Origin of the sequence: Streptomyces sp. NPDC006487 (assembly GCF_042870555.1) — a bacterium.
Taxonomy (GTDB): Bacteria; Actinomycetota; Actinomycetes; order Streptomycetales; family Streptomycetaceae; genus Streptomyces.
The window spans coordinates 1-3,380 of sequence record NZ_JBIAHN010000051.1 but is presented as its reverse complement, the minus strand read 5'-3'; the positions used below and the strand labels follow the sequence as shown (position 1 = coordinate 3,380).

The following is a 3,380-nucleotide window of genomic DNA, read 5'->3' as shown; positions in this document are numbered from 1 at the left end:
AAGCGGGTTTCGCTTTCCAGTTCTTCGCTTTCGCGTTTCCCTTTCCGGCGAGTCCGACTCTATCAGAAGTTTTCCACCGGATTTCCCGGCTTCAGATTCCTGGATGAGGAGTCGAGGGTGCCCACTCTGAATTGCTTCTTTGGGGGCCGGCTGCCGAACTTGTCCAGTTCCAGGCAACCGTTTGACTCTACATGACACCCCCTGCACCGTCAAAATCGGCGCGACACGTCGCCCCGCCCTCGTGTAGGGGGACTGACAGTCGCCGCCCTGGCCCGTTGAGGCGGTTTCGCGGCCTGTAGCTGTCGGGCGAGACTCCGGTCGCCCTACCCCGAGGGGCTCCCGACGGGCAGCCGTAGCGGCGGATTGTGGATGAGGTCGCGCCGTTGATCGACCCGATGTTGCGGGCCGAGATCCTGCTCAGGGGCCGTGATCCACGAGCGCCTGGTGGCCGAGTACGGGTTCACCGGCAGCTACCAGCGGATCAAGATGTACTTGCAGGAAGCCCGCCCGCGGATCGCGGAGGAGCTGGGCATCAGCCCGAGTGAACTGGCGTGCCTGCACCGCAGGTTCGAGGCAGTCCCGGGGGCTCAGGCCCAGGTCGACTGGGGTGACGAGGGAAAGATCCTCGCCCACGTCGGAATCCCGAAGGTCTACTCGTTCCACATGACGTTGTCCTACCCGCGCGACCCGTCCTGCTGCTTCACCACAGCCAGGACCTGGCCACCTTCTTTGACTGCCACCGCCAGGCGTTCGCGCACTCCGGCGGTGTCCCCATGTCGATCGTCTACGACCGCACCAAAACGGTGGTCCGCCGGCATGTCGCACCAGGTGACGCCGTTCCCCTACATCCGGAGGCTGTCGCCTCCGCCGGGCACTACGACTTCGATCCCCACGTACTGGCCGCGTATCGGCCCACGGGCAAAGGCCGGGTCGAACGGCAAGTGCTGACCGTCCGCGACCATGTCCTTGCGGGACGTGCCTTCTCCCCGGTCGAGGAAGGACTACGAAATCCCAGGTACTGCTGCATGCCACCGGCCCCGACTGCACGGGCGAGACCCTGCTGGCCGTCCATCCCCGGGCGGTTGGCCGAGGCGCCCGGATCGTGGATGAGAAGCACTGGGACGGCCTGCCCACGGCGCCGGCCGCCGCGTCACCACCGGTGAGAGGAGCCTGCCGCGGCCCCGCCGCCGCGACGCCCCGGCCTCGCAGGCAGGGCCGCTGGTGGCATGCTGAACCGGGCCGCGGTCACCCGGGTCGAGGTTGAAGAGGTGGGCTACCAGCCCCTCGAACGCGCGGAGGGACAGGTGTTCGGCGACGGGGTCCTGGCCACCGCCATCCTCGACCGCCTCCTGCACCACTGCGACGTGATCTCCATCAAGGGCCCAGCTACCGGCTCAAGAACCGGCTCGCTGCCCTCGAGCGAGACCAGGAAGGCGCCGCCTAGTAGTTCATGCGGTCGACAATGAGCGCATGGACGTCCCTGAGCTGCTCGAATCAGCTTCCCTGCTGGTTCCGGAAGAGACCGCCACCGAGAACGACATCACGGTGCGAGACATCTGGGACTACCTCGTTCACGACGAGTGGGAGATCGCCCTGGGCCTGCTGGAGGAATTGGGGGACGGTCGCTCGCTCCCTCTGTCGTTTTGGGAGAAGCTCGCCGAAGCGGCCGAGCAGCTCCGGCTTGAGCGGAGCGCGGCCTGGTGCCATTGGCGGTGCTGCGAGGTCCGCAACGGCGTAATCAGGGCGGATCTGACGCTCCGCCCTGCCGCTGAGGCGCGACGCACCACGGCAATCTCCGGCGCCGGTGTTCTGCGACCCATGTGGGACATCGGACACCTCTCACCCACCGGCGGACGTGCGGTCAGCATCGCGTCGCTTTGGGTTGAGGACATGCCCTGTCTGGAGCCCGGCGGGCGAGCCACGGTTCGACTCGTGCCCCTCACCCCCTCCCACTGGACGCACCTCCAGCCCGGCCAGCAGATCACCATGCACGAGGACCGAACCGTGGCCGGCACCGCAGTCATCCTGGAGGTTCATCACCCTGCCACCGCCATGCCCGCGGGATGACGAGACTGGCTCACAGTCTCCCTGCTGGTGCATGTATCCCCGTACTTGGTGGAGCACTCACAGGAGTACGCCGACAACCGGTGGATGACCGACCTCGGCCTCCCTCCCCGGCGTCCACGGCCCCAAGGGCGGCAAGCACCTCCTGCTGCCTGGACCGTCTTCGCCCCGCTGCGGGCCCTGCCCTTGGTACTGGCACGTCCTGCACTCGGTGATCGACACCGAACCCGCCGTCGAGGAAATGCGCCCGATGCTCAGCTTTCTCGCCGAGCTCGGCATCGAAGCCGGCAAGCCCTTCGACCCCGACGAACGCACGACCGCCCTGCTCACCGAGGCCGCCCGCCAGGGCCGCGACGAAATGCCGGTCACCGCCTTCGCCTCCGACCGCCCCGACCGCATCGCCTGGCCGGTGGGGCCGAAGGCCACTGGATCCAGACCGTGCCGGGCCGGGGTTGGTTCAGCTACTTCCGCATCTACGGCTCCGATCAGGCCGCTGATCGCTGGGGCCCCATCCCGGTAGACGTAGCGGAGGTATCGGCGGCGGACCGGCGTTCCGGCTATCAGCAGCACCGGTGAGGCGACAAGGATGGCTATCGTGACCAGGACTCTCGCGGCCGCGAGCTTCGCCTTCTCCGAAGGGATGGGTATGGACCAGACGGTCTTCGAGTCCATCAGGTACTCAGCTGGGTGCCAGGACTGCGGTGCGGAGTTGGAGTGCTGGGGCGTCCAAGCCCTGGTCCAAGGTTCCCTGCGCTGGGACACGGAATCCAGGTGTTCAGGCTGCGGGTTCGCGGTAGCTGACTGCGGTGGTGATCTGCCTTCCGAACTACGCGAACGGCTGCTCTCCGAGTGGGGACCAGCCCGCCTCCGGGTGGATCCATCAGCGAGGAACGCCGCGATCATGCGGGTTCTGCGGGCAGAACTCGGCATGGGCTTGGCGGAAGTCAAGACTCTGCTGAGGGATGTCTTGGCGGGAGCCCACTCAGGCACGATGCCTGAGATGGAGTTCCTGGCCCGCAAGCTGCGGGTGTCTGGCGTCGATGCTGTCGCCGCTCGGCCGCAGAGGCCCTGACCTGTCTATTCAGCGCTGCCGACAGTGCATCTTGCGCACGGCGACGACGAGGGCGGTACGGGACCTGGATCTGTTGCCGGCGACTCCGTTGCGGGGCTTCTCGTATTCCGACCCGTCCTTGGACTGTGTCGCGCGCGCGACCGTGGGGGAAACGCAGAAAAGCCCCGTACCGGTTACCCGGTACGGGGCTTTTCTCAAAAATTGTTCGGCGGCGTCCTACTCTCCCACAGGGTCCCCCCTGCAG

Annotated in this window: 3 protein-coding genes and 2 pseudogenes; all 5 read left to right on the top strand. The window is 66.8% G+C overall.

Annotation, left to right across the window (positions count from 1 at the left end; genetic code table 11):
- Nucleotides 1–299: 299 nt before the first annotated feature.
- Nucleotides 300–1,286, top strand: a pseudogene (locus ACFYM0_RS37915) (DDE-type integrase/transposase/recombinase); the annotation flags it as partial.
- Nucleotides 1,260–1,444, top strand: a pseudogene (locus ACFYM0_RS37910) (ATP-binding protein); the annotation flags it as partial. The pseudogenes ACFYM0_RS37915 and ACFYM0_RS37910, both read left to right, overlap by 27 nt.
- Before the next feature lie 26 nt (nt 1,445–1,470).
- Complete coding sequence (locus ACFYM0_RS37905; RefSeq protein WP_388510302.1) at nt 1,471–2,067, top strand: hypothetical protein; 597 nt, start codon at nt 1,471–1,473, stop codon at nt 2,065–2,067.
- Between the two features lie 208 nt (nt 2,068–2,275).
- Entirely contained in the window at nt 2,276–2,584 is a 309-nt protein-coding gene (locus ACFYM0_RS37900; protein ID WP_388510299.1) for a hypothetical protein, read from the top strand.
- A gap of 75 nt (nt 2,585–2,659) precedes the next feature.
- Nucleotides 2,660–3,136 (top strand): hypothetical protein, encoded by a 477-nt coding sequence (locus ACFYM0_RS37895; RefSeq protein WP_388510296.1) that lies wholly within the window; start codon nt 2,660–2,662, stop codon nt 3,134–3,136.
- The last annotated feature ends 244 nt before the right edge of the window (nt 3,137–3,380 follow it).